Here is a 19,459-nt window from a genome sequence, read left to right on the forward strand (position 1 = left end):
GAAGGCGATGCGGATGGGGACATCGTCACTCCGGGTGTCCGCCCCGACAACCGTTTCGACGGTGCTCACCCGATCGACGGTCCGGGAACCGGCCGGGGGAGGGCGGGGACCCTGCGGTCGGTGGGGCGGGGTCCCGGTCCGGTGTGCCCGGTCAGGCGCGGCGGACGAGTCTCATGTACCGGTCCCAGTCCCAGTGGCGGCCGGGGTCCGTGTGGTCGCTTCCCGGGACCTCGTGGTGGGCGATGATGTGCGAACGGTCCCGGGGAATGCCGTACTTGGCGCAGATCACCGCGGTCAGCCGGGCCGATCTCTCGTAGAGGGCGTCGGTGAAGCAGGCGGGCCGGTCGATCCAGCCCTCGTGCTCGATGCCGATGCTGCGGGTGTTGTAGTCCCAGTTCCCCGCGTGCCAGGCGATGTCGGTCTCCGGGACGCACTGCGCGACATGACCGTCCGCCGAGCGTACGACGTAGTGGGCGGACACCTGCTTCCTCGGGTTCTGGAAGACGCCGAGCGTGGTCGCGTACGAGGCTTGGGTGACATGCACGACGACGAAGTCGATCGGGTGCCCGGTGGGGCGGTTCGCACGGGTGAGGTTGTGCCGCGTCGCGGGCTCCCAGGTGGCCTGGGGGTAGTCGATGCCCTGGATGCGCGCGTCCGCCCGGGTCTCGGGCAGCAGCGCGTACGGTACGGCTGCCAGGGCGGCGCCCTTCAGCAGACGGCGTCTGCCGGGGTGGGGGGTTGTGGTCGTCGGGGGCGCTGTGGCCCGTTCCAGCGGGGTGGCCGGTTCCATGGAGGTGTGCCTTTCGGAGTCTCGGGCGGCTCGTCGGAGAGGAACTTGTTCATCTGGGAGAGCCGATCCGCCCAGGGGACGGTTCGTCCGAGGGCTGATCCGTTTCAGAGCTGGTTCGTTCGAGGGCTGGTTCGTCGGGGAGCCGGTCCGGTCGGCGGGAGCCGGTTCGTCCGACGGAGTCGGGTTCGTCCCAGGGGCCGGTGCGATCGCGGGCAGGCCGGTGACCGCGGGCAGGCCGGTGGCAGGGGCAGACGGCAGGAGCAGGGGCGCGAGAGGTGTGCGGTGGCTGCGCACATCGCCTCGCGTGAATCACCGTACGGTGCGCGACGGCCGGGAAGAAGGACGACATCGCGGCCGGTGGACGACGGGGTGGGTGTGGACAACTCGCTCACCCACAAGGGTGATCGGGCTCGGCGCGGCGACGGAGCTCTCCGGGTCTGCGGCTCGGCCGCCCGCGGCACGTGAGGGCGGTCCGCTCCGAGGCCGCCCGGCACGTACGCCGCGCCGCCCGCCCTTCACGCTCGCTCGGCGATCCCCGCCGGATCGTCCAGCACCCCTCGCACCACCCAGTGCGCCGCCCCCAGCAACGGCCCCTCCGGACCCAGCCGGGACACGGACACCGGGCAGGCCGGGCCGGCCGTACGCCCGGCCAACTCGGCCTCCAGGGAGGGCAGCAGCCACGGCGCGAGACCGGCCAGCGCACCGCCGAGCACGACACCCCGGGGGTCCAGCAGGTTGACGGCCCCGGTCAGTGCGATGCCGAGCGCCTCACCCGCCTCGCGCAGCGCACGGCGCACGTCGGTGTCCCCGTCCGCCGCCCGCCCGGCGAGCAGGCCGACCCGGTCACCGCCCGGCTCCAGCCCGGCGGCACGCAGCACGGCCTCCTCGCCGGCGTACTGCTCCAGGCACCCGCGCCCGCCGCACGCGCACTTCGGCCCGTCGGGCCGGACGGGGACGTGTCCCAGCTCGCCCGCGAAGCCGCGTGTCCCGCGCAGCAGCTGCCGGTCCACCACCACCGCGGCACCGATGCCGATCTCGGCCGAGACGTGCAGGAAGTCGGGAGGGGTGTCCTCACCGAGCCAGAGTTCGGCGAGTCCCCCGAAGTTGGCCTCGTTGTCCACGGTCAGCGGATACGGCACCGGCAGCAGGGCGCCGAGGTCCACCTCGTGCCAGTCGAGGTTGGGGGCCCGTACGACGGTGCGGGCGTCCCGGGCCACCAGTCCGGGCACGGCGACGGCCAGCCCGGCCGGCCACAGGCCCTCGGCGTCCGCCTCGGCGACCACGCTCCGCACCAGCTCGGCCAGCTCGGCGACGACCGGCTCGGGGGAGCGGCCCCGGTTGGTGCCGTGCCGTACCGTTCGGACCCGGACCCGGCCGCGCAGATCGACGGCGCACACCGCCAGGTGGTCCACGCCGATCTCGGCGCCGATCCCCGCGGGGCCCTGGCCGCTGACGGCGAGGGCGGAACCCGGCCGGCCCACCCGGCCCGGACGCTCGGGGCCCAGCTCCTCCAGCAGACCGGTCCGGATCAGTTCGTCCACCAGGGTCGACACCGCCGCCCGGGTCAGCCCGATGCGTGAGGCGACCGCGGCCCGCGACAGCGGCCCCTCGTCGTTCACCGCGTGCATCACCCGCGCCAGATTGCGCCGGCGCATGCCTTGCTGGGTGTCGGGCAGCGCCCGTGCGGGACCGTCGGAACGGGCTTCGTGCGGCGATGCGGTCATGCCTCCGTCAGTCCTCAGTGCGTGCCGGTGCGATGCCGGCGGGTGGTCTCCGTGTGCCGGTGCGGTTCGGCGGCCGGCCCCCGAGGCTTCCGGAGGCCGGGATCCGGGATCCGAGGTCCCCGGGCCCGGAGTCCGGGGTCCGGGGACGTACCCGGGCTCCCCGGGCGGGGCGGTGCCGGGCTGTCCGCCGGGCCGGCCCGGCCTCGGTGCCGGAGCCTTCGGTGCCGGGCCGTCCGCTCGTCCGGCCGGCCGGCTTCGGCACCCTGTTCTCATTCTCCCCCCGGGCCCCGCCCCAGCAGCGGGCCCGCGTCGGAGAGTACCCCGGCGATCCTGGCCAGCGTCTCCTCGTCCCGCGGCACCGCGTCCAGCACAGGTCCGCGTGCGGTGTCCCAGCGCCGTGCGACGGCGGCCGGGTCCTCGCCGGTGAGCACCCCGGCCGCCTGCGCGGCGGCGCCGAGCGCGACCAGCTCCCGGGCCTCGGGGATCTGGACGGGCCGTCCCGACAGCCGTCGTACGGTCTGCTGCCAGGCCGTGCCCCGGGCGCCGCCGCCGATCAGCAGCAGCGGGGCGAAGCGGTCGGCGTCCTCGTCGAGGACCAGGTCCAGCGCGCCCAGCAGGGAGTGCACCGCACCGTCGTAGGCCGCCTGGAGGAGCTGTCCCGCGGTGGTGTCGTGGCGCAGCCCGTGCAGCAGTCCGGCGGCGTTCGGCAGATCGGGGGTGCGCTCGCCGTCCAGGTACGGCAGCAGGGTCACGGCGGGACCGGCCTCGACGGCCTCGCGGTCCAGACCCAGCAGTGCGGCGATCCGGTCGACGGCGAGCGTGCAGTTGAGGGTGCAGGCCAGCGGCAGCCAGTCGCCGCGCGCGTCGGCGAAGCCCGCGACCGTGCCGCTGGGGTCGGCCGGGCGGCGCCGCGACACGGCGTACACCGTGCCGGACGTGCCGAGGCTCAGCACCGGTGTGCCCGGCCGCAGCCCGAGCCCGAGGGCGGCGGCGGCGTTGTCGCCGGTGCCGGGCGCCACCAGGGTGCCCTTGGAGAACGGCAGGTCGTGGCTGTCGCGCACGGTGCCCACCACCTCGCCCGGCCGGGCGACCCGTGGCAGCAGTGCCGGGTCCAGGCCCACCCGTCCGAGGATCTCCTCGTCGTACGACTCCGTGGCGGAGGCCCACCACCCCGTGCCGGACGCGTCGCCGCGGTCGGTGGTGGCCAGGCCCGTGAGACGTTCGGTCAGGTAGTCGTGGGGGAGGCGCACCGCTCTGGTGGCGCGGACCGCGTCCGGCTCGTGCTCGGCGAGCCATGCCCACTTCGTGACCGTGAACGACGCCCCGGGCACGCTGCCGGTGCGCTCCGCCCATGCCTTCGGCCCGCCCAGTTCCTCCACCAGCCGGCGTGCCTGGGGAGCGGACCGCACGTCGTTCCACAGCAGGGCCGGGCGGACCGGTTCCCCGTGCCCGTCCAGTGTCACGAGGCCGTGCTGCTGGCCGCCGATCGAGACGGCCGCCGCCTCATGGGCCGCGTCACCGCATCGGCGCAGTGCCTCGCACAGGGCGTCCCACCACTGGCGGGGGTCACTCTCACGGCCCGACCCGGTGGACACGCTGTGCGGGGCCTGCCCGCTCGCCACCACCTCACCGGTCGACGCGTCGACGACCAGTGCCTTCGTGGACTGGGTGGACGTGTCCACACCGACGACGAGCGGACCCTCGGCTGCTGACATCGGGCTCTCCCTCCTGCTGCGGCTCTGCACGATCTGACCTGCTGCTTTTCCATGGAGTCCAGGGCCCGGGGACCCGACTCCGCGTCTCGGGGACTTCTTGTCTCTTCCCTGGAACGCGTGGGCATACTAATTTGTAAAGCGCCATGACGAAATAGTCCGAGCGAGCGAGGAGCCGCAGCATGAACTACCAGCCCACCCCCGAGGACAGGTTCACCTTCGGCCTGTGGACCGTCGGCTGGCAGGGAAGGGACCCCTTCGGCGACGCCACGCGACGCGCCCTCGACCCCGTCGAGACGGTGCAGCGCCTGGCCGAGCTGGGCGCCTACGGCGTCACCTTCCACGACGACGACCTGATCCCCTTCGGCTCCTCGGACACCGAGCGCGAGTCGCACATCAAGCGCTTCCGCCAGGCGCTCGACACGACCGGCCTGACCGTGCCGATGGCCACCACCAACCTCTTCACCCACCCCGTCTTCAAGGACGGCGCCTTCACCGCCAACGACCGCGACGTCCGCCGTTACGCGCTGCGCAAGACCGTCCGCAACATCGACCTCGCCGTCGAACTCGGCGCCGAGGTCTACGTCGCCTGGGGCGGCCGTGAGGGCGCCGAGTCCGGTGCCGCCAAGGACGTGCGCGTGGCGCTGGACCGCATGAAGGAGGCGTTCGACCTCCTCGGCGAGTACGTCACCTCCCAGGGCTACGACCTGCGCTTCGCCATCGAGCCCAAGCCGAACGAGCCGCGCGGCGACATCCTGCTGCCGACCGTCGGCCATGCGCTCGCCTTCATCGAGCGCCTGGAGCGGCCCGAGCTGTACGGCGTGAACCCCGAGGTCGGCCACGAGCAGATGGCCGGGCTGAACTTCCCGCACGGCATCGCCCAGGCCCTGTGGGCGGACAAGCTGTTCCACATCGACCTCAACGGCCAGTCCGGCATCAAGTACGACCAGGACCTGCGCTTCGGCGCCGGTGACCTGCGGGCCGCCTTCTGGCTCGTCGACCTGCTGGAGGACGCCGGTTACGCCGGTCCCCGCCACTTCGACTTCAAGCCGCCGCGCACCGAGGACCTCGACGGCGTGTGGGCCTCCGCCGCGGGCTGTATGCGCAACTACCTCATCCTCAAGGAGCGCTCGGCCGCCTTCCGCGCCGACCCGGAGGTGCGGGAGGCCCTGCGCGCATCCCGGCTCGACGAACTGGCCCGGGCGACCGCGGCGGACGGTCTGCAGGCCCTCCTCGCCGACCGCTCGGCCTTCGAGGACTTCGACGCGGACGCGGCCGCCGCGCGCGGGATGGCCTTCGAGCGGCTGGACCAGCTGGCCATGGACCATCTGCTGGGGGCGCGCGGCTGATTCACCTGTGCTTCGACAGGGGGTCGCTCCAGGCGGCCGGTGCGGGGATCCTTGGCGGTATGGCCATGCCGCCCGCACCGCCGCAGCCGCCCGCCGGCACCCCGCCCCCGGGCGGTGGTTTCGGCCCACCGTCCCGGCGGCGCCGGGGCCCGCTGCTCGCCGTCCTGGCGCTGCTCGCCGCCGCCGGCGCGGCGGCGGCCGTCGTGATGACGGGCTCGTCCGACGACTCGCCGGACGAGCCCGGCCCCGGCGCGAGCAGCGAGGGCCGTTCACCGAGGCCCTCCTCCGGGATCCCGACGGAGGTGCCGACCGAGCTGCCCAGCGCACTGCCCACCGCTGTCCCCTCGCTGCCGTCCGGCGTGCCCTCCCTGCCGTCGGATGTCCCTTCTCTGCCGTCCGGGTTCCCGACCGAGCTGCCGAGCCATCTCCCCAGCGGACTGGAGTCGCTCATTCCGTCGCTGGACGGAGCCGGCGTGCCGTAGGGGGTCCGGACCGCCGGCCCCGCTGCTCCCCTCGCGCCGCGTCACCTTGCGCGGCAGCGGCAGCCGTGTGTCCTCCGCCTCCGCGGGCGGCGGCATGCCGCCGCGCGGCACGGGGGAGCCGCTCCGGGGCGCGTCGACGACGAGCGTGAGCACATGGCCGAGCGCCGCGCGGTGGGCCGCGCGGCGCTCGTCGCACCAGGTCCCGTCACACCCGCGACGCCGGCGACGGGCACCGACGACGCCCCGGTCCACGGACGGCCGCGAGCACCCCGGTCAGATGTCCCGCGGCAGCCGGACGTAGAGGACCTTCGTCTCCACGCCGCTGTCCACCAGACGCCCCTGGGCGTCGAAGGCGCCCGCGCCGTCCGTCATGCCGAAGTCGTTGTCGTTGACGACGGCGATCGTGTCGTCGTCCACGAGCGCGACGCCCTCGATCTTCCCGGGGACCCCCGCGACCGTGCCCAGGTCGACCAGGAGCCGCTTGGCGAGGACCGGGACACCGGCCGCCGCCGGGTCGTCGAGCTGCTCCAGCGACGGCGACGTCGACGCGTCGTCCCAGCGGCCGCCGAGGACGTTCGCGGCACGGTCCAGCCGTACGACGTGCAGGCGGGCGGTCCGGTCCGTGCGCTCCTGCACCAGCAGGCGCTCCCGGCCCACCGCGACCACCGAGGAGATCTTGAGCTCGGACGTGTCGTCCTCACCCGGGTCCACCACGCCGACGGGGTCGAAGCGGTACACGTACTCGGCGACGACGGCCCGCTTCTTCGGCGAGAAGCGCACCAGGCGTGTGGTGCGCGAGGCGTTCCCGGCGTCGGTGTCCGGCAGCGACAGCGGACTCTGCAGCGCCATCACGAGGTCACCGCCCGGGAGCAGGGCGAGTCCCTCGAAGCCGCGGTTGATCTTGCGGTGCAGCAGGACGGACGGCAGCGCCTCCACCACCGGGTAGCCGGCACCGGTGAGCTCCAGCCCCTTCGGCACGTACCGGGCGAGCACCTTCCCTCGCGTGGAGACGTGCAGCAGGGAGGGCCCGTACTCGTCCACCAGCCAGAACGAGCCGTCCGCGGCGCGCACGATCCCCTCGGTGTCCAGCCCGTCCGGGTCGTACGGGAGCGGGGTGGAGGCGTCGTAGGAGTACGGGGCCTCGTCGCGCCCCGCCTGGTCGGGCAGGCCGGTGACCGGCCTGCCCGACGTCGTCGTGAGGGGGAGCGCGGACAGCACCCGGAGGGTGTCGCCGGTGACCCGGATCCTCACGATCGCGGGGTCGAACCCGGGCACGGGGAACGTGCGGCGCTTGCTCCCGCCCACCTTGATCTGGCCGTTGGGCCCGCGGTCGGTGACCGTCCAGAACTCGCCCTTGCGGCCGGCGGGGTAGAGGTCGCTGCCGATGCCGCCGAGGTCCACGCCCCGGTCGTCGTCCACCGTGCCCGGCAGCAGGGCGTTGCTGAACGCCGCGAGCGGAATGTCCCCGAGCGTCGCCGCACGGACGACCCGGGCCTCCTTGTCCGGGGACGCCGACGCGGGAACGGCGGCCGTGAGGGCGGCCAGGACGGCGAGCGGCAGGCCCGCCGCGAGGGAACGGGGGACGGGGCGCCGGCCGGCGGTGTACGGGAACATCGGGCCTCCTGGGGCAAGTTCGCAGACAGCGGCCAGATTTCAACCCCCGGGGGAGAACGCGGTGGCACGCGCGCGTGAACGCCCGGTGTCGGCTGCCGGTCGAGCCGAGACCGGGCGTCCCTCAGGCCGGCCGCTTCCCTCAGTCCGCTTCCGCGCCGGGCTCCAGCGAGGCCAGGGCCGTCGCCGGATCCAGGGCGGCGGGACCGGCCGGCACCCAGCGTCCGCGTTCCTTGCGGTAGGGCCACCAACGGCCGTCACGGCCGAGCCGGAGCTGATGCGGGGCGTCCGTGACGGTCCACCGGTTGCCGCGTGCCCGCAGCCGGGGCCGCTCGTCGGCGTCCCAGGCCGAGTCCAGCGCGGCACGCGCGCGTGCGAGGGCGTCGCCCCGGACGGCCCACTCCTCCTCGCACACCGAGAGCGCTGCCGCGCCTCCCAGCCGCCACGCCCGTACGGCGACGGCGAGCGCCTCGGGCGTACGGCCCGAGCCGTCGGCGAGCCGCCGTGCGGCCTCCGGGGCCGGACCCGCGGCGGCGAGGCGGACCGCGTCCTGACCGGGCGTCGGTTCCGTGTCGGCCGGGGGACGTCCGAGCCCGGGCGGCAGCGTCTCGGCCGACAGCGTCTCGGCCAGCAGCCGGTGTGCCCGCCCGGCCGCGCACGACGCCAGGAACTCCAGGGCGGCCGGATCGACACCGGCCGGGACGGACACGTCGGTGTCCAGGGACGGCGGTACGCCCGGCGCGTCCGGCAGCCACGGCAGGGCGGGCAGTTCCGGCAGGACGTCCCCGGCCGCGTACGCCTCGGCGGCGTCCACGCCCTCCGGCTCGCGGGACTCCTCGGCCCGTGCGGTGCCGCGCCGCTGGAGATCCTTCAGCAGGGCGGACTCGCCGCGTCCGCGCAACAGCATCAGCACGAGCGGATCCTGGTCGAGCAGCAGAGCCACCTGGTAGCTCAGTGCCGCCGTGTGACGGCAGTGGTCCCAGGCCCCGCAGTCGCACTCCGGTTCCAGGTCACCCAGGCCCGGCAGCAGGTCGACCCCCGCGGCGGACGCGTCCTCCACCAGGTGGGGCGGCATCTCCCCGTCGAGCAGCGCCGCCACATGGCCGGCCCGTTCCACCGTCATCTCCAGGAAGCAGTCCCACTGCGCGGCGGACAGCTCCTCCACGAGGACGTCGGCGCGGTGCGCCGTACGGTCGCGGTCCTGCACGACGGCGGTGATGCGGCCCGGCCGCACCGACACCGCTCCGACGCCGCCCGCGCGGGCGAGGCGGCGGCCCGCCCTCACCTGCTCCCCGTCCAGCGCCCCGTCCTCCAGCGCCTGCAGCCAGGCCCGCCCCCACCAGGTGCGGGCGAAGCCGCGCCCGTGTGCGGGCGGCAGCGCGGCGAAGGTGCGCTGGGTGTCGTCCTGGGCCCTCGTCATCGCGTACCCCCTCGCAGCTCTACCAGGTCGGCGAGCTCCGCGTCCGTCAGTTCGGTCAGCGCGGCCTCGCCGGAGCCGAGGACGGCGTCCGCCAGCGCGCTCTTGCGGGCGAGCATCTGCGCGATGCGGTCCTCCACGGTGCCCTCGGCGATCAGCCGGTGGACCTGCACCGGGCGTGTCTGCCCGATGCGGTGGGCGCGGTCGGTGGCCTGTGCCTCGACGGCCGGGTTCCACCAGCGGTCGTAGTGCACCACATGCTCCGCGCGTGTGAGGTTCAGTCCCGTGCCCGCGGCCTTCAGCGACAGCAGGAACACCGGCACCTCACCGTCCTGGAAACGCCGCACCAGCCTCTCGCGCTCGGCGACCGGCGTTCGGCCGTGCAGGAACTGCGAGGGCACGCCACGAGCGGCCAGATGCCGCTCGATCAGGCGGCCCATCTGCACGTACTGGGTGAACACCAGGACGCTCTGCCCCTCGGCGAGGATCGTGTCCAGCAGCTCGTCCAGCAGCTCCAGCTTTCCCGAGCGGCCCTCGACGCGCGGCCGGTCCTCCTTGAGGAACTGCGCGGGATGGTTGCAGATCTGCTTGAGCCCGGTGAGCAGCTTCACGATCAGCCCGCGGCGGGCCATGCTGTCCGCGACGGCGATCTCCTCCAGCGTCTCGCGCACCACCGCCTCGTACAGGCCGGCCTGTTCACGGGTGAGCGACACCACGCGGTCGGTCTCGGTCTTCGGCGGCAGTTCGGGTGCGATCCCCGGGTCGGACTTGCGGCGGCGCAGCAGGAAGGGGCTCACGAGCCGGGACAACCGTTCCGCCGCAGCGGGCTCCCGGCCGCCCTCGACGGCCTGCGCGTACCGGGTGCGGAACGTGCCCAGACGGCCCAGCAGTCCGGGAGTCGTCCAGTCGAGGATCGCCCACAGTTCGGACAGGTTGTTCTCCACCGGGGTACCGGTGAGCGCCACGCGCGCGCGTGCGCCGATGGAACGCAGCTCCCGCGCGGTCGTCGAGTACGGGTTCTTCACGTGCTGCGCCTCGTCCGCCACGACGAGCCCCCAGGCCACCTCGGCGAGGCGGCGGGCGTCCAGCCGCATCGTGCCGTAGGTCGTGAGCACGAACTCCCCGTCGGCCAGGCCGGTGAGGTCGCGCCGGGAGCCGTGGAAGCGGCGGACCGGTGTGCCGGGAGCGAACTTCTCGATCTCGCGCTGCCAGTTGCTCATCAGGGACGTGGGGCACACCACGAGCGTCGGTCCGGCGGTCTCGTCCTCGCTCTGGCGGTGCAGATGCAGGGAGATCAGTGTGATGGTCTTGCCGAGGCCCATGTCGTCGGCCAGGCAGCCGCCCAGGCCCAGGGACGTCATCCGGGCGAGCCAGTCCAGGCCCCGGCGCTGGTAGTCGCGCAGGGTGGCGGCCAGTGCCGCGGGCTGGGCGACGGGCTCGCGCGTGTACGGGCCGGCGAGCTGTTCCTTCAGGGTCGCCAGCCATCCGGTCGGCTGCACCTCGGCCCTGTGGCCGTCGACCTCCACGGAGCCCGTCAGGGCGGCGCTCAGCGCGTCGACGGGTGTGACCGTGCGGTCCTTGCGCTCGCGGGCCCTGCGGACCTCCTGAGGGTCGATGAGCACCCACTGGTCACGCAGGCGTACGACGGGCCGGCTCGCCTCGGCCAGGCGGTCGAGCTCCTCGCGTGTGAGCTGCCGGTCGCCCACGGCGAACCGCCAGTCGAAGGCGAGCAGCGCGTCGGGGGACAGCAGGGACGGCAGGCCCGAGGACCCTTCGCCGGGCCGGGGCGTGTCGTCCGGCGGGCCCACCACCGCGCGGGAGGTGAGTTCGCGCGTGAGCTCCTTGGGCCAGTGGATGTCCACACCGGCGCCGTTCAGGGCCGGGGCCCCCTCGCCCAGCAGTCCGGCGACCTCCTCGTCGGCGAGGTCGACGGCCGTCGGCACCGCGGCGGACAGCAGGGGCGCGAGCGGCGGCCAGGCACGTGCCGCCCGGCGCAGCGCGAGCAGGGCGTCCACGCGCGCGCGTGGACCGAGGGCGGCTCCCATGACGTCGTCGGCCGCCCAGACCTCGGCGGCGTCCACGACCAGCGCGGGGTCGTTCACGCTGTGGACCTGCGGCACGAGGCGGAAGACGGGCGAGGCCGCGTCGGGATCTGCGTCGTCGAGCCCCGACACCTCCACGCGCAGCGAGATCCGCACGCCCGCGTCATGGCCGGCGGCGAGGTCCGCGGACCAGGCCCGCAGCCCGGGAAGACGCCGGGGCTCGCGGGCGGTGAAGGCCGGCCCGGCCGTCACGAGGGCCGCGGCGGGGGAGCGGGGCAGCGTGTCGGCGACGGCGTCGAGGAACGCGCGCAGCAGCCCCTCCGGCTCGGGCAGCCGCGGCACGCCGGTCCGTCCGACCGGTACGGCGTGCGCCTCGGGCGGCATCGAGGCCGCCAGCCGGCGCAGACGGGCCAGATCCTCGGGATGCAGCGGGCCGACGCGCCAGGCGTCGTGGTCGCCGGCGGACAGGCCCGGCAGCAGCAGCCCGCGAGCCGTGAGGTGCAGGGCGAACACGGCCGCGGCGCCCCAGAACGCGACGGCCCGGTGGACGCCCGGCGCGACACGCGCGCGTGCGAGGACCGGCAGAGCGGCGTCCACCGGCAGCAGCAGGGCGGGAACGGTCCCCCGGCGCACGCCGTCCTCCGTCGGCAGGACGACGGACAGGTCGGCGACGGATCCCGCCGCGGCGGCGGGCGGAGTCCCGCCGTCGGGCCGCCAGAAGGCCACGGTGCCGGTCCGTGCCGGGTCGCCGGGCATGAACACGGCGTGGCAGCAGGCCGGTTCGGAGATTCCGGAGGGTGGTGCGACGGAGGTGCTCTGCAGAGTTATGGCGTATTCCTCAAATTTGACTACTGGGTCGGAGTCGTCGATGGTACAGCATCGAGCGGCCGATCCAGGGAAAGTGAAGCGTGACGCGCGTCACCTCTCTGCGGGTGGGGGAGGTGTCTCAGGGATGAGTAGGGGGCGAGCGTCAGGGATGTCTCAGGGACGCGGTCCGGAACCGTGCCCGGCGCGGACCCGTTCTCAGAACAGAGAGCGGCAGTGGCCGCGAAGGAGGCGACAGATGTCGAACAACGCGAAGATCGCCGCAGGAGGTGTGGCGGCCGGGCTCATCCTGCTGATCTGGCTGCCCTGGTGGGCCGCACTGCTGATCGTGCTGGGCGTCCCGGCCGCCGCCTACCTCGCGCTCGACCCGTCACAGCGGCGGCGCCTGCGCCGTGCGACCCGCAAGGAGCTCGGCCGCTGAGGCGTCACCGTCCGCGGGCGCCGGCACCGTCCAGGTCGCAGGAGTCGACCACGTCGCCGCCCGCGGGCGTGCTCACGGCCCGGTCGGCGGGCGGTGTCGTGCCGTGCTCCACCCAGGCCACGAGCGCGTCGAACGCCTGCCGGTAGCAGGGCAGGATCGGCCGCAGCCGGTCCGGGTAGGTGTCGTGGAGCCCGTCGACGTGCGTGCCGCCCGGCACCGTGTAGTAGCGGTGCAGCCCCCCTCGGCCCCGCTCGTCGATCATCCGCGCGTACACGTCGGAGTCCGCGGCCCTCGGCAGCAGCGCGTCCAGATCGCCGTGCAGCGTGATCATCGGCCGCCCGATCCGCCCGGTGAGAGCCACCCTGGCCACGGCCCGGTGCACGGAGGCGGGGCGCGAGGCGTAGTCGTAGGCGGCGTCCGAGGCGCAGGGCGCGAGGATCCGGTCGACGCTGTCACCCGCCGAGGCACCCGGACAGCCCGGATCGTACGACGGGTCGAACTCGGCGCGGTAGATCTTCTGGGTCAGCCCCCAGTATGCCTTCTCGTGGTACGGCCACAGGAACTCCGAGCCGCGCGCGAACCCCGCCGCGTAGAGATCCTCGTCCCGCGCGGAGCCCGCCGCCCGCGCCACGGTGACGGGCAGGGAGGTGAGGAGGTTCGGCCCGTCCGCCGTCCACAGGGCCCCTTCCCAGTCCACGCCCCCGTCGTACAGCTCCGGGTGGTTCTCCAGCTGCCAGCGGGTGAGATAGCCGCCGTTGGAGATGCCGGTCATGTAGGTGCGCCGCGGGGCGTGCCCGTAGCGCTGCGCCACGGCACGCCGGGCCGCCCGGGTGAGCTGCGTGGTGCGCGCGTTCCACTCGGCCACCGCGTCCCCGGGCCGGGCTCCGTCGCGGTAGAAGTCCGCCCCGCTGTTGCCCTTGTCCGTGGCCGCGTACGCGTAGCCCTGCGCGAGCACCCGGTCGGAGATCGCCCGGTCCGTCGCGTACTGCCTGCGTGTGCCCGGGGCGCCCGTCACGACGAGTCCGCCGTTCCAGCGGTCCGGCATACGGATGACGAACTGAGCGTCGTGCCGCCATCCGTGCGTGGCGTTGAAGGCGGAGGTGTCGGGGAAGTAGCCGTCCACCTGGACGCCCGGAACCCCGGACGGGCTGCGGGTGCCCCCGGCCGTCAGCCCCGCCTGGTCGGCGGTGTCGGTGTACGGGGTGCCCGCGAGCCCCGTGGTGGTCAGATCGGCCAGGCACGCGCTCGTCTGGAACTCCGCGCCCGGCACGCGCACCCGCTCCTGGCGCGCGCAGTGACCGTCCGCGGCCGCTCGGGCCGCGGGTGCCGGGCCGGTGACGGTCACCGCGAGCAGCGCAGCGACGAGCGGGACACCTCGGGACAGACGCATGGACAGCCTCCAGGGCGGTCGACGGTGGAGACCCGCGGCGAGCGAGCGCGCGGGTCGCCCCATCGTGTTGCCCTGCCCCTGCACCGGCCATGGGTCGGCACCACATGCCATGAACCCTGCGTCTGGTGGTTCGTCACACGACGCACCGCGACCGGCCGGCCCGGTGGGCCGGCCCCTCCCGTCCGTGCACCCTCGAGGCCGACCGCGGTGCGGTGTCGAGGCCGACCGCGGTGCGGCGCCGGCGTCAGCTCGGGCGGACGGCCATCTTGTCGAGCGCCTCCAGCAGGGCCGGAAGCTCCGGACCCCGTCCCACCGGGAGGACCTCCCCCGGCATGTCGTCGAGCAGGACGAATGCGATGTCGTCGGTCCTGGCCACGAGCGACCAGCCGGGACCGTCGGCCCGCAGCGTCCGGGCGCCGCCCGGGGCGAAGGACGACCGCACCCGGCCGAGCGGCGGGGGCGTGTCCACGTAGGCCCGCGCCTCCGCCAGCACGCGCCGCACACCACTGGGCGCACCGCCGGACTCCCGGCCCGGTTCCTCGGCCCCGACCGGCGCGGGCCCCTCGCCCTCGTCCTCGTCCGGTACATCCGTCTCGCCGGACGTCTCGCCGGACGTCTCGCGGGTCGTCCCGCCTTCGGTGACGAAGCGGGAGTCGTCGATCTGCTCGCGCCACAGCGCCCACTGCAGCGCCACCTCGTCGGCACCCATGCGGCGCTGTGCCGACCCCCAGCCCGAGGCGTCCGGCGGGGTCAGCGCGGGCCGGTCCCCGGGCTCCGGAGCGGGGTCGTGCGGCGCCGGCACGCCGGGAGCCGCGACGGCGACCGCCAGGGGCCAGCCGGGCAGCGCCACCACGACCGTGTCCTCGGACGGGGACAGGTCGTACTCCATGCCGCAGTCCCAGGAGGCGATGGCCACGGCGACCAGGGAGACGTCGTCGGTCACGATGGTCCACCGCGAGCCTTCGCCGTCCTGGCCGAGCACCAGGCCGTAGCCGTCGGCGAGCGGCGCCAGCCCGAGCGCCGCGCATGCCTCCGGGTAGTCGTCGCCCAGCACGCTCGGGAACTGTGCCGGTGTCAGCAGTACCGCCGTGAGCACATAGAGCGCGTCGTCCGCGGCGGCGGCGGCTTCCTCGCCCGTCCCGGCCATCCCAGCCTCCCAGTGGTTCGTCCAACCGCGCGCACACTAATGCGCACCGGACACGCTTGTCACGACTGCCCCGACCGGCCGGAGCTGCGGCTGTCCGACGTCACGGGACGAATCGCCCTCGCCGCCGAGCGCTCCGTCGCCGGGTGCCCCGCCGCCCGGTGCCGCCGGGCCGGGCCCCTGCCGCCGGGCCGCCTCCCTCCGGAGGCCGGTGCGCCGCCCCTGACGGAGGGCGGATCCGTCACCGGCCGCCTCACGCCGCCGGCAGCCCCAGCAGCGAGCGCGCCACCGTGCCCGGCGACTCGTCGCGTTCCCGCGCGAGCGCTATCACCGCGCGGCACGCCAGCTCGTTCACCCCGAACGACAGCGCCTCCGGCGACACCCACCCGGACGCCTCGTCGATCCGGTCCTGGTCGTCCTCCGCGCAGGCGGTCACATACACCGCCGCCGCCTCGAAGAGGTTGTGCGAGCGTGTGTCCCTGTGACCCTGCCGCTCCGCGCGCGGCGTCGCGAAAAGTCGTGTCCATGCCTTGCGGATCCTGTCGAACATACTGACCGCCTTCCCCCTGTGTCGATTGTGCCGATGTGCTTCAGCCTGCCCCGACGATCATTCATCTACGGCTGCTCGAAGTAGAGTTGAGACCTTGATCGCACCAGAAGGAGAGTACGGTGAAGCGCTACGCGCGGCTGGAGGAGATCCGGCGGATGGACCCGTACGGGGACGCCTCGGAGATCTACCGGCTCAGCTCGGCCTTCGAGTTCCCCTGGGACTACACCCGCGCCCTCGAACTGGCCCTGTACCGCACCTACGCCGTCCCCTCCATCGGCCGGCTGCTGGCCAAGACCGCCGAGCTGACCGACCGCACCCAGAAGCGCTACGACGACACCTCCCTGCTGCTCGACACCGTCGTCGAGCACGGCTTCGGCGACGAGCGGGCCCGCACCGCGATCCGCCGCATCAACCAGATGCACCGCAGCTACGACATCAGCAACGACGACATGCGCTACGTCCTGAGCACCTTCGTCGTGATGCCCAAGCGATGGATCGACGCCTACGGCTGGCGCAGGCTGTCGCGCCACGAGACGGTGGCCTCCGTCGAGCACTACCGCACCCTGGGCCGGCACATGGGCATCAAGGACATCCCCGAGACGTACGAGGAGTTCGAAGCCTGCCTCGACGACTACGAGGCCGCCCACTTCGCCTGGGACGAGAGCGCGCGCGGGGTCTCCGACGCCACCCTCGAACTGATGGTCTCCTGGTATCCGCGCCCCCTGGCGCCGCTGCTGCGCACCGCCACGCTCGCCCTGCTCGACGACTCGCTGCTGCGGGCCTTCCGCTACACACCTCCCTCCGCCGCCACGCGTGCGCTCGTGCGCCGGACGGTACGGCTGCGCGGGCGTGCCGTCAGGCTGCTGCCCCCGCGCCGCGCACCCCATCACGCGCGGCAGAACTGGGAGATCAGGAGCTATCCGGACGGCTACGAGGTGAACGGACTGGGCACCTGGCCGGTTCCCGGACCGGGCGGCTGCCCGGTCCGGCACCCGGACACCTCAGGCGCCCAGCGAGCCGAGGGTGGTGCGCAGCCAGGAGAGTTCGGCCCGTGACGTGGCCCGGGCGATGGTGAGGACCCCGCGCCGGAAGGGATCGTCCAGCTCCTCGGCGGGCAGCGGCCGGTCCCCGTCGTAGAAGAAGCTCGCGGGTTCCTCCAGGAAGGAGAGCCTGCGCCGCAGCACGGCGGCCTGGGCGTCGCTGTCGTCCAGGTGCCGCAGGAAGGCGAGCACCGTGAACCAGCGGTTCTCGTCGGTGATGTCGAGGCGGTCGGGCTCCGCGAGCCGGTGGCGCAGTTCCGCGCGGCCCGTCTCGGTCAGGGACAGGACGTGCCGCGGGGCCGCCCCGGCGCCGGGTTCCGTGGTGCGCCCCAGCAGTCCCGCCCTCTCCAGGCGCTTGATCGCCGGATACAGCGTGCTCTCCGCCACGGGCCGGACGTGTCCGGTCAGCGCCGTGATGCGTTTGCGCAGCTCGTAGCCGTGCAGCGGGGCGTCGTACAGAAATCCGAGGATGGCGAGCTCCAGCATGTCCGCATTCTCGCACCCGCTGTACCTCGGCAGAGCGATATGTCGACAAGGATGTACGACGATGAAGAGGCATATCGGAGCAGCTGTACTTCGACGCATCAATACATCGGTGGCGAAGTACTACGTCACCGATGTATCTTCCTTGTGAGGCGGGGCGGAATGCGCCAGGAAGGGGAGCGGTGCGATGCGGCAGGCGGAGTTCGACGGCAGGGGAAGTCACATCCGGTGGACGGAGGTGCCGGGGGAGGAGCCCGCGCGTGTGTATGTGCACGGGCTGGGATCGATGTCCTCGGTGTACCACGCGCATGTGGCCGCGCGGCCCGAACTCTCGGGGCGGCGCAGCCTGTTCGTGGACCTGCCCGGGCACGGGATCAGCGACCGCCCGGAACGGTTCTCCTACACCCTGGAGGCTCATGCCGACGCCCTCGCGGCGGCCTTGGACGCGGCGGGTCTCGGCGGCGCCGAGCTGATCGCGCACAGCATGGGCGGCGCCGTGGCGATCGTCCTCGCCCGCCGCCGGCCCGACCTCGTCCGCCGGCTCGTGCTCACCGAGGCCAATCTCGACGCCCACCCGCCGCTCACGGCCGGCAGCAGCGGCATCTCCGCCTGGGAGGAGGACGCCTTCGTGGATCACGGCCATGCACGTGTGCTGGAGAAGGTCGGACCGACCTGGGCGGCGACGATGCGGCTGGCCGACCCGCGCGCCCTGCACCGCACGGCGGTGGGTCTCGTGGGCGGATCGACCCCCGTCATGCGCGAGATCCTGGAGGCCGTCCCGGTCGAACGTGTCTACCTCCAGGGCGAACTGAGCGGAGAACTGGAGGGCCGGAAGGCGCTGGAGGCGGCCGGCGTGCACGTGGTGACGGTTCCCGGCGCGGGCCACAACGTCATGTTCGACAACCCGGCGGTGTTCGCGGACGCCGTCGCCGGACGCGTCTGAGACTCAGTCCGCGCGGACCGCCAGCGCCAGGAAACGGGCGTCCTCGTCGACGTACGACGTCATGTGCCAGCCCGAACGCTCCAGCAGAGGACGCAGGTTGGGCTCGGCCCGCAGGTCGCCGGGGGTGATCCGCCTGCCCTGCCGGGCGGCGAGCGCGGCCCGGCCGATCGGGTGGAACAGGGCCAGGGTGCCGCCCGGACGCACCACCCGCGCCAACTCCCGCAGGCCGGACTCCGGTTCGGGCAGATGGGCGATGAGGCCCGCCGCGAACACCGCGTCGAGCGACCGGGAGCGCAGCGGCAGTGCGGCGACGTCGGCGAGCAGCAGCTGCCCGTCCCGGTCCCGTCCGGCCGTCACGGCCGCCTCCAGCATGGCCGGGGTCAGATCGGCTCCCACGACCACTCCCGAGGCCCCCACGGCCGCGCGCAGCGGCGGCAGCGCGCGGCCCGTGCCGCAGCCCGCGTCGAGGACCCGCTCTCCCCCGCGCAGACCGAGCCCGGCGACGGCGGCCGCGTAGGCGGGGCCGTCGTCGGGGAAGCGGCGGTCCCAGTCGGCGGCACGCGCCGTGAAGAACTCCTGGACGTGTGTGTGGTCATCGCTCATGATCCGCATGATCCCGCACCGACGCGGACAGCGTCGCGGTGTGCACGTTCGGGCGCGACGCGATCGTCTCGGAACATCTCCGCATCACATTCCGTCACCTTTCGAAATGCGCCCCCTTTGTGCGCCCGTGCCCCCGCTAGCGTCCCGGGGCCATGGGACACCTGGACCACGCCACTTTCGGCTGGCTGACCCCCGTGCTGTCGTATGCGATGGCCTGCACGGGCGCCGCGCTCGGGCTCCGATGCACCGTGCGCGCCCTCGGTGCCACCGGTCGCTCGCGCCGCAACTGGCTCTTGACCGCGGCCTCCGCCATCGGTACGGGCATCTGGACCATGCACTTCGTGGCCATGCTCGGTTTCGGTGTACACGGCACCGACATCCGCTACGACGTGCCGCTGACCATCCTCAGTCAGCTCGTCGCCATGATCGTCGTCTGCGCCGGGGTGTTCGCCGTCGGCTACGGCCGTGACCGGGGCCGGGTCCGGGCGCTGCTGATCGGCGGCCTGACCACCGGCCTCGGCGTGGCGAGCATGCACTACCTCGGCATGGCGGCGGTGCGGCTGCACGGCGACGTGACCTACGACCCGGTCATGGTGGGACTCTCCGTCCTGATCGCCGTCGTCGCCGCGACGGCCGCGCTGTGGGCGGCGCTGAACATCAGGTCGCCCGCCGCGGTCACCGTCGCATCCCTCGTCATGGGCGCGGCGGTCAGCAGCATGCACTACACCGCCATGTTCGCGGTGCACGTGCGCGTGACGCCCTCCGGTGAAGTGCTGCCCGGGGCCACGGCGATGCAGTTCATCTTCCCCCTCGCCGTCGGCCTCGGGTCCTACCTCTTCCTGACCTCGGCCTTCGTCGCCCTGTCGCCGACGGCGGGGGAGCGCGAGGCGACCGCGTCGGCCCAGCGGCCGGTGGGACTCGCCGGCTGACCGG

17 protein-coding genes are annotated in these 19,459 nt (G+C 73.8%); 6 read left to right on the top strand and 11 right to left on the bottom strand.

Features of this window, described 5'->3' with window-relative positions; translation table 11 throughout:
• Positions 1 to 151: 151 nt before the first annotated feature.
• The 3 genes from ACIQGV_RS06740 to xylB all read right to left on the bottom strand — a co-directional run bounded on the left by ACIQGV_RS06740 (position 152) and on the right by xylB (position 4,229).
• Complete coding sequence (locus tag ACIQGV_RS06740) at positions 152 to 790, bottom strand: N-acetylmuramoyl-L-alanine amidase (protein ID WP_402491460.1); 639 nt, start codon at positions 788 to 790, stop codon at positions 152 to 154.
• Between the two features lie 515 nt (positions 791 to 1,305).
• Positions 1,306 to 2,514 carry an ROK family protein gene (locus tag ACIQGV_RS06745; protein WP_402491463.1) on the bottom strand — a complete coding sequence of 403 codons (1,209 nt, stop codon included), beginning with the start codon at positions 2,512 to 2,514 and terminating at the stop codon, positions 1,306 to 1,308.
• Between the two features lie 269 nt (positions 2,515 to 2,783).
• Positions 2,784 to 4,229 (bottom strand): xylulokinase, encoded by a 1,446-nt coding sequence (xylB, locus tag ACIQGV_RS06750; RefSeq protein WP_402491465.1) that lies wholly within the window; start codon positions 4,227 to 4,229, stop codon positions 2,784 to 2,786.
• Between the two features lie 179 nt (positions 4,230 to 4,408).
• On the opposite strand from xylB, the gene xylA reads away from it, so the two are divergent.
• On the top strand, positions 4,409 to 5,575 hold the full coding sequence (gene xylA / locus ACIQGV_RS06755; RefSeq protein WP_402491467.1) for a xylose isomerase: 1,167 nt from the start codon (positions 4,409 to 4,411) through the stop codon (positions 5,573 to 5,575).
• Positions 5,576 to 5,634: 59 nt separating this feature from the next.
• Entirely contained in the window at positions 5,635 to 6,057 is a 423-nt protein-coding gene (locus ACIQGV_RS06760) for a hypothetical protein (RefSeq protein ID WP_402491470.1), read from the top strand.
• 273 nt (positions 6,058 to 6,330) lie between these two features.
• On the opposite strand, the gene ACIQGV_RS06765 is transcribed toward ACIQGV_RS06760, so the two are convergent.
• The 3 genes from ACIQGV_RS06765 to ACIQGV_RS06775 all read right to left on the bottom strand — a co-directional run bounded on the left by ACIQGV_RS06765 (position 6,331) and on the right by ACIQGV_RS06775 (position 11,883).
• Complete coding sequence (locus ACIQGV_RS06765) at positions 6,331 to 7,671, bottom strand: esterase-like activity of phytase family protein (protein WP_402491473.1); 1,341 nt, start codon at positions 7,669 to 7,671, stop codon at positions 6,331 to 6,333.
• A 139-nt stretch (positions 7,672 to 7,810) separates the two neighbouring features.
• Positions 7,811 to 9,088 carry an SWF or SNF family helicase gene (locus ACIQGV_RS06770; RefSeq protein WP_402491476.1) on the bottom strand — a complete coding sequence of 426 codons (1,278 nt, stop codon included), beginning with the start codon at positions 9,086 to 9,088 and terminating at the stop codon, positions 7,811 to 7,813.
• Positions 9,085 to 11,883, bottom strand: a complete 2,799-nt coding sequence (locus ACIQGV_RS06775) for an SNF2-related protein (RefSeq protein ID WP_402491479.1) — start codon at positions 11,881 to 11,883, stop codon at positions 9,085 to 9,087. Before ACIQGV_RS06775 ends, ACIQGV_RS06770 begins: the two co-directional genes overlap by 4 nt.
• Positions 11,884 to 12,190: 307 nt before the next feature.
• On the opposite strand from ACIQGV_RS06775, the gene ACIQGV_RS06780 reads away from it, so the two are divergent.
• Positions 12,191 to 12,373: a hypothetical protein gene (locus ACIQGV_RS06780; RefSeq protein WP_402491482.1), complete on the top strand. Its 183-nt coding sequence runs from the start codon at positions 12,191 to 12,193 to the stop codon at positions 12,371 to 12,373.
• Positions 12,374 to 12,377: 4 nt separating this feature from the next.
• On the opposite strand, the gene ACIQGV_RS06785 is transcribed toward ACIQGV_RS06780, so the two are convergent.
• From ACIQGV_RS06785 to ACIQGV_RS06795, 3 genes are all read right to left on the bottom strand, one after another.
• Positions 12,378 to 13,763: a tannase/feruloyl esterase family alpha/beta hydrolase gene (locus ACIQGV_RS06785; protein WP_402491485.1), complete on the bottom strand. Its 1,386-nt coding sequence runs from the start codon at positions 13,761 to 13,763 to the stop codon at positions 12,378 to 12,380.
• A 244-nt stretch (positions 13,764 to 14,007) separates the two neighbouring features.
• Entirely contained in the window at positions 14,008 to 14,910 is a 903-nt protein-coding gene (locus tag ACIQGV_RS06790) for a hypothetical protein (protein ID WP_402491488.1), read from the bottom strand.
• Between the two features lie 250 nt (positions 14,911 to 15,160).
• Positions 15,161 to 15,457, bottom strand: coding sequence for a hypothetical protein (locus ACIQGV_RS06795; RefSeq protein WP_402491491.1), 297 nt, complete (start codon positions 15,455 to 15,457; stop codon positions 15,161 to 15,163).
• A 119-nt stretch (positions 15,458 to 15,576) separates the two neighbouring features.
• Here ACIQGV_RS06795 and ACIQGV_RS06800 point away from each other — a divergent pair, with 119 nt between their 5' ends.
• The gene (locus ACIQGV_RS06800; protein WP_402491493.1) at positions 15,577 to 16,512 is read left to right on the top strand and encodes an oxygenase MpaB family protein; all 936 of its coding nucleotides are present in this window, start codon (positions 15,577 to 15,579) and stop codon (positions 16,510 to 16,512) included.
• On the opposite strand, the gene ACIQGV_RS06805 is transcribed toward ACIQGV_RS06800, so the two are convergent.
• Positions 16,459 to 16,983 carry a PadR family transcriptional regulator gene (locus ACIQGV_RS06805; protein WP_402491496.1) on the bottom strand — a complete coding sequence of 175 codons (525 nt, stop codon included), beginning with the start codon at positions 16,981 to 16,983 and terminating at the stop codon, positions 16,459 to 16,461. The genes ACIQGV_RS06800 and ACIQGV_RS06805 overlap by 54 nt on opposite strands.
• Positions 16,984 to 17,167: 184 nt before the next feature.
• Here ACIQGV_RS06805 and ACIQGV_RS06810 point away from each other — a divergent pair, with 184 nt between their 5' ends.
• A complete protein-coding gene (locus tag ACIQGV_RS06810) occupies positions 17,168 to 17,923 on the top strand; it encodes an alpha/beta fold hydrolase (RefSeq protein ID WP_402491499.1) in 756 nt (251 codons plus the stop codon).
• Between the two features lie 3 nt (positions 17,924 to 17,926).
• Here ACIQGV_RS06810 and ACIQGV_RS06815 read toward each other — a convergent pair whose 3' ends face one another.
• A complete protein-coding gene (locus tag ACIQGV_RS06815; RefSeq protein ID WP_402491502.1) occupies positions 17,927 to 18,526 on the bottom strand; it encodes a class I SAM-dependent methyltransferase in 600 nt (199 codons plus the stop codon).
• A 152-nt stretch (positions 18,527 to 18,678) separates the two neighbouring features.
• Here ACIQGV_RS06815 and ACIQGV_RS06820 point away from each other — a divergent pair, with 152 nt between their 5' ends.
• Positions 18,679 to 19,455, top strand: a complete 777-nt coding sequence (locus ACIQGV_RS06820; RefSeq protein ID WP_402491505.1) for an MHYT domain-containing protein — start codon at positions 18,679 to 18,681, stop codon at positions 19,453 to 19,455.
• Positions 19,456 to 19,459 lie beyond the last annotated feature (4 nt).

The organism is Streptomyces sp. NPDC093094, assembly GCF_044754345.1.
GTDB lineage: Bacteria > Actinomycetota > Actinomycetes > Streptomycetales > Streptomycetaceae > Streptomyces.